The 6,028-nt window shown below is 67.4% G+C and carries 6 protein-coding genes; all 6 read left to right on the forward strand.

Features of this window, described 5'->3' with window-relative positions:
- On the forward strand, positions 1–642 hold a 642-nt coding region (locus ACTJKX_RS37645), incomplete at its 5' end, for a hydroxypyruvate isomerase family protein (protein ID WP_440727039.1).
- Between the two features lie 206 nt (positions 643–848).
- Positions 849–1,739: a 2-hydroxy-3-oxopropionate reductase gene (gene glxR / locus ACTJKX_RS37650; protein WP_440728449.1), complete on the forward strand. Its 891-nt coding sequence runs from the start codon at positions 849–851 to the stop codon at positions 1,737–1,739.
- A gap of 42 nt (positions 1,740–1,781) precedes the next feature.
- Entirely contained in the window at positions 1,782–2,810 is a 1,029-nt protein-coding gene (locus ACTJKX_RS37655) for a 2-dehydropantoate 2-reductase (protein WP_440728450.1), read from the forward strand.
- Between the two features lie 35 nt (positions 2,811–2,845).
- A complete protein-coding gene (locus ACTJKX_RS37660) occupies positions 2,846–3,988 on the forward strand; it encodes a Re/Si-specific NAD(P)(+) transhydrogenase subunit alpha (RefSeq protein WP_440728451.1) in 1,143 nt (380 codons plus the stop codon).
- Between the two features lie 132 nt (positions 3,989–4,120).
- A complete protein-coding gene (locus tag ACTJKX_RS37665) occupies positions 4,121–4,621 on the forward strand; it encodes a proton-translocating transhydrogenase family protein (protein ID WP_068299804.1) in 501 nt (166 codons plus the stop codon).
- A 10-nt stretch (positions 4,622–4,631) separates the two neighbouring features.
- Positions 4,632–6,028: NAD(P)(+) transhydrogenase (Re/Si-specific) subunit beta (locus tag ACTJKX_RS37670; protein ID WP_440725364.1), on the forward strand; the 1,397-nt coding region annotated here is incomplete at its 3' end.

Below are 6,028 nucleotides of genomic sequence, written 5' to 3' on the forward strand. Positions count from 1 at the left end.
GCCGCGGCGCTGAAGGAGCACAAGCTCACCCAGGTCCTGCACAATCTGCCGGCCGGCGACTGGGCGGGTGGGGAGCGCGGCATCGCCGTGCTGCCCGACCGCAAGGCCGAATTCCGCGAGGGCGTCGCCCAGGCCATCACCTATGCCAAGGCGCTCGACTGCAAGCTGGTCAACTGCCTGGCCGGCATCGCACCTGCCTCCGTCGATGCGGGGCAGGCAAGGACCACCTTCGTCGAGAACATCGGCTATGCCGCCGGCGAGCTCAAGAAAGCCGGCATCCGCCTGGTGATCGAGGCGATCAACACCCGTGACATTCCCGGCTTCTTCCTGACCAACACAAGCCAGGCCGCCGAGATCATCGCCGAGACCGGCTCGGACAATATCGGCCTGCAATACGACATCTACCACATGCAGATCATGGAAGGGGACCTCGCCCGCACCATCGAGAAGCACCTGCCGCAGATCTGGCACGTACAGCTGGCCGACAATCCCGGCCGCAACGAGCCGGGCACCGGCGAGATCGCCTATCCCTTCCTCTACCAGTGGCTCGACCAGCTCGGCTATGCCGGCTGGATCGGCTGCGAATACAAGCCCAAGGGCGAGACGGAAGCGGGTTTGGGTTGGCTGAAGGCCACGCGCTGAATCTATCAGGACGTTCCCCTTCTCCCCTTGCGGGACTCCGCAGTTCCTGCGGAACCGCTAGGGGTCCCGGCAGGGGGATGAGGGGTCTTGCGATCCCATGCCGGTGTAGTGGTTCACCCCTCATCCGCCCCTATCGGGGCACCTTCTCCCGCAGGGGGAGAAGGAGTTCCCCCGGCGTTTGCGCTCCAACAACAAGGATCTTCACCATGAATATCGGCTTTGTCGGACTGGGCATCATGGGTTCCCCGATGGCGGGACACCTGATCGCGGCCGGCCACACCGTCTACCTCACCACACTCGGCCCGATTCCGGCCGAACTCCTTGCCGCCGGCGGCAAGGCCGAGCCGAGCGCCGCCGACGTTGCCCGCAAGGCCGACATCATCATCACCATGGTGCCCGATACCCCGGATGTGGAGACCGTGCTGTTCGGCAAGAACGGCGTCGCCGAGGGCCTTTCCGCCGGCAAGCTCGTCATCGACATGAGCTCGATCTCGCCGATCGCTACCAAGGGCTTCGCCAGGCGCATCAACGAGCTCGGCTGCGACTATCTCGATGCGCCCGTCTCGGGCGGCGAGGTCGGCGCCAAGGCCACCTCCCTCACCATCATGGTCGGCGGCCCGGAAGCCGCTTTCGAGCGCGCCAGGCCGCTGTTCGAGAAGATGGGCAAGAACATCACTTTGGTCGGCGGCAATGGCGATGGCCAGACCACCAAGGTCGCCAACCAGATCATCGTTGCCCTCACCATCGAGGCCGTCGGCGAAGCCCTGCTGTTCGCCTCCAAGGCGGGCGCCGACCCGGCTAAGGTGCGCCAGGCCCTGATGGGCGGCTTTGCCGCCTCCCGCATCCTGGAAGTGCATGGCGATCGCATGGTCAAGCGCACCTTCGATCCGGGCTTCCGCATCGCCCTGCACCAAAAGGACCTCAATCTGGCGCTGGATGGGGCGCGCACGCTCGGCATCGCCTTGCCCAATACGGCGACGGCGCAGGAACTCTTCAACACCTGCACCTCCCATGGCGGCAGGGACTGGGACCATTCCGCCATGGTGCGGGCCCTCGAACTCATGGCCAACCACGCCGTCACCACCACGACCAGCTGAAACCAAGACCCGCAAGGCGGGCTGCAGAAGGGGAGCGACATCATGAAGATCTGCATCTATGGCGCCGGCGCGATCGGCGGCTACATGGCGGTGATGCTGCAGCGTGCAGGCGCCGAAGTCTCGGTCATCGCACGCGGAGACCATCTCAAGGCCATGCAGGCCCGCGGCCTCAAGCTGCTCGTCGATGGGCAGGAACTGACGGCCTCGCTCACGGCAACGCAGAACCCAGCCGATCTGGGACCGCAAGATTATGTGATCGTCGCCCTCAAGGCGCACCAGGCCTGGGAATCGGCGGAGGCATTCAAGCCGCTGCTCGGCCGCGACACCGCTGTGGTCACCGCCCAGAACGGTGTGCCCTGGTGGTATTTCTACGGCCTGCCCACGCCTCATGGCGACACCCGCCTCGCCAGCGTCGATCCGGGCAACCGGCAGTGGCAGGCCATCGGCCCCGAACGCATAATCGGCTGCACGGTCTATCCGGCCACCGAGATCACCGAGCCCGGCGTGGTCAGGCACATCTACGGCAACCAGTTCGGCCTCGGCGAGCCCAATCGCACGGAGAGCCCGCGCGTCGCCAGGCTCGCCGAAGCGATGACAGCCGGCGGCTTGAAGCCCCGCCTCTACGAGGATATTCGCGACGACATCTGGCTGAAGCTCTGGGGCAATCTGTGCTTCAACCCGATCTCCGCCCTCACCCATGCCACGCTCGACGTGATCGCGACCGAGCCGGGCACCCGGGCGCTGGCGCGCGCCATGATGGTGGAGGCCGAGCAGATCGGCCTCAAGTTCGGGGCGCGCTTCAGGGTCGGGGTCGACCGGCGCATCGACGGCGCGGCCGGTGTCGGCGCCCATCGCACCTCGATGCTGCAGGATCTCGACAAGGGCCGGGCGCTGGAGATCGACGCCCTGCTCACCTCGGTGCAGGAAATGGGGCGCATCGCCGAGATCGAGACGCCGCATATCGATGCCGTGCTCGCTTTGGTCCAGCAGATGGCGCGGGTGAAGGGGCTCTACCCCACTTTCCCGCAGGAGGTGGCGCCAGCTCCGCTGCGCGCCATCGGCCAGGCCTGACTCATGAAAGCTGACCTGTCGGAGCGGACATCATCATGAAGATCGGTATTCTCTCGGAAACGGAGCCCGGCGAACCTCGCGTTGGCGCGACGCCCGACACGGTGAAGAAGCTGCTTGCGCTTGGCGCGACGGTTCGGGTCGCGAGCGGTGCGGGGCTGGCGTCCGGGATCACGGACGAGGACTATGCGGCGGCTGGGGCGAGCGTGGTGGCTTCCAATGCCGAGGCGCTGGCGGGCGCGGCCATCGTGCTGAAGGTGCGCCGCCCGCGGGCGGACGAGCTTTCTGCCTATCCCCATGGCGCTTTGGTGCTCGCCATCATGGATCCCTACGGCCAGCACGAGGCGCTCGCCGCTTTGGCGCAGGCGGGCGTGTCGGCCTTCGCCATGGAGCTGATGCCGCGCATCACCCGGGCGCAGGTGATGGACGTGTTGTCCTCCCAGGCCAACCTCGCCGGCTACCGGGCCGTGATCGACGCCAGTGCCGAGTTCGGCCGGGCCTTCCCGATGATGATGACGGCCGCCGGCACCGTGCCCGCCGCCAAGGTCTTCGTGATGGGGGCGGGCGTCGCCGGCCTGCAGGCCATCGCCACGGCCCGGCGCCTGGGCGCGGTGGTCACCGCCACCGACGTGCGCCCCGCCGCCAAGGAACAGGTCGCCTCGCTCGGCGCCAAATTCGTCGCCGTCGAGGATGAGGAGTTCAAGCAGGCCGAGACCGCGGCCGGCTATGCCAAGCCGATGTCGGCGGAGTACCAGACCAAGCAGGCCGCCCTGGTGGCCGAGCACATCAAGAAGCAGGACATCGTCATCACCACCGCCCTGATCCCCGGCCGGCCCGCCCCGCGCCTGGTCTCGGCCGAGATGGTGGACAGCCTCAAGCCAGGCTCCGTGCTGGTGGACCTGGCGGTGGAGCGCGGCGGCAATGTCGAGGGCGCCCGCCCCGGCGAGGTCGTGGTCACGCCGGGCGGGGTCAAGATCATCGGCCATCTCAACGTACCCGGCCGCCTGGCCGCCTCCGCCTCCTCGCTCTATGCCCGCAACCTCTTCGCCTTCGTCGAGACGCTGGTCGACAAGAAGGAAAAGACGCTGGCGCCCAATTGGGAGGACGAGTTGGTCAAGGCCACCCTCCTCACCAAGGACGGGGCGGTGGTGCATCCTTCCTTCCAGCCCCAGCCGGCCTGACGATCGGGGGCGGGTCTTCTCAGCTCCATCGGGAGATGGAGCGGGACCCGCCTGGAACGGACTGCATCTCATCAAGAGGCGGATCTGAAGACCCGCCCCCCAATCAGATCCATCCCATCGAGGGAGACCGACATGGCCGACACGCCCCAAGAGCTTCTCGACAAGGCCCAGGCCGCGGCGCAGGCTGCCGGCGAGGCCGCCAGACACGCCCAGGACTATGCCGACCAGCTCGCCGCCACGCTGGGGGGCGTCGCCCATGCCGCCACCGGCGGGGCGATCGATCCCTTCGTCTTCCGCTTCGCCATCTTCGTGCTCGCCATCTTCGTGGGCTATTACGTGGTGTGGTCGGTCACCCCGGCCCTGCACACCCCGCTGATGTCGGTGACCAACGCCATCTCCTCGGTGATCGTGGTGGGCGCCCTGCTCTCGGTCGGCGTCGCCCTGGCCGGGGACGAGAGCGGTCCCTGGTGGGCCCGCGGCTTCGGCTTCCTGGCTTTGGTGCTGGCCTCCATCAACATCTTCGGCGGCTTCCTGGTCACCGAGCGCATGCTGGCCATGTACAAGCCCAAGGACAAGACCGCCGACAAGACCAAGAAGACCGGGGCCTCTTCGGCCGCCGGCGCCGGCCAGTGAGGAAGCGTCCATGTCCGTGAATCTCACCCAGTTCCTCTATCTCGTCGCCGGCGTCCTGTTCATCCTGGCGCTGCGCGGGCTGTCCTCGCCGACCTCCTCGCGCCAGGGCAACCGCTTCGGCATGATCGGCATGGGCCTGGCCGTGCTGACCACGCTGGCGGTGGCCCCGCCCTCGGGCGTGTCGGGCTGGCTGCTGGTGGTCGCAGGCCTGGCCGTCGGCGGCGGGCTCGGCGCCGTGGTGGCCAAGCGCGTGGCGATGACGGCGATGCCGCAATTGGTGGCCGCCTTCCATTCGGGCGTCGGCCTGGCCGCGGTGTTCGTGGCCGCCGGCGCCCTCTATGCCCCCGCCGCCTTCGGCATCGCCCATGGCGGCGAGATCGAAGCGCAGTCGCTGGTGGAGATGTCGCTGGGCGTGGCCATCGGCGCCATCACCTTCACCGGCTCGGTGATCGCCTTCGCCAAGCTCAACGGCAACATGTCGGGCGCACCGATCCTGCTGCCGAGCCGCCATGTCATCAATGCGGCCCTGGCCGCGCTGCTGGTCGCCCTGATCATCGCCTTCGTGCTCTCGGCCAGCCACACCCTGTTCTGGCTGATCGTCATCGCCTCGCTGGTGCTGGGCGGGCTGATCATCATCCCGATCGGCGGGGCCGACATGCCGGTGGTGGTCTCGATGCTCAACTCCTATTCGGGCTGGGCGGCGGCCGGCATCGGCTTCACCCTGGGCAACCTTGCCTTGATCATCACCGGGGCGCTGGTGGGCTCGTCGGGCGCCATCCTGTCCTACATCATGTGCAAGGGCATGAACCGCTCCTTCATCTCGGTGATCCTGGGCGGGTTCGGCGGCGATGCGGCGGCGGCCGGCGGCGGCGGCAAGGGCCCGGAGACGCGCCCGGTCAAGCAGGGCTCGGCGGACGATGCCGCCTTCATCATGAAGAATGCCGGCAAGGTCATCATCGTGCCCGGCTACGGCATGGCGGTGGCGCAGGCCCAGCATGCCCTGCGCGAGATGGCCGACCAGCTCAAGGAAGAGGGCGTCGACGTCTCCTATGCCATCCACCCCGTCGCCGGCCGCATGCCCGGCCACATGAACGTGCTGCTGGCCGAGGCCAACGTGCCCTATGACGAGGTGTTCGAGCTCGAGGACATCAATGCCGAGTTCGCCCAGGCCGACGTCGCCTTCGTCATCGGCGCCAACGACGTCACCAATCCCGCCGCCAAGACCGACCCGGCCTCGCCCATCTTCGGCATGCCCATCCTCGATGTCGAGAAGGCCAAGACCGTCCTCTTCATCAAGCGCGGCATGGGTTCGGGCTATGCCGGCGTCGAGAACGAGCTCTTCTTCAAGGACAACACCATGATGCTCTTCGGCGATGCCAAGAAAATGGTCGAGGAAATCATCAAGGG

The organism is Labrys sp. 22185 (assembly GCF_052045555.1).
Classification (GTDB): Bacteria; Pseudomonadota; Alphaproteobacteria; order Rhizobiales; family Labraceae; genus Labrys; species Labrys neptuniae.

Excerpts from the sequence above, each read along its gene's own strand:
- glxR (WP_440728449.1), top strand. The coding sequence starts at position 849 with ATGAATATCGGCTTTGTCGGACTGGGCATCATGGGTTCCCCGATGGCG.
- ACTJKX_RS37655 (WP_440728450.1), top strand. The coding sequence starts at position 1,782 with ATGAAGATCTGCATCTATGGCGCCGGCGCGATCGGCGGCTACATGGCG.
- ACTJKX_RS37660 (WP_440728451.1), top strand. The coding sequence starts at position 2,846 with ATGAAGATCGGTATTCTCTCGGAAACGGAGCCCGGCGAACCTCGCGTT.
- ACTJKX_RS37665 (WP_068299804.1), top strand. The coding sequence starts at position 4,121 with ATGGCCGACACGCCCCAAGAGCTTCTCGACAAGGCCCAGGCCGCGGCG.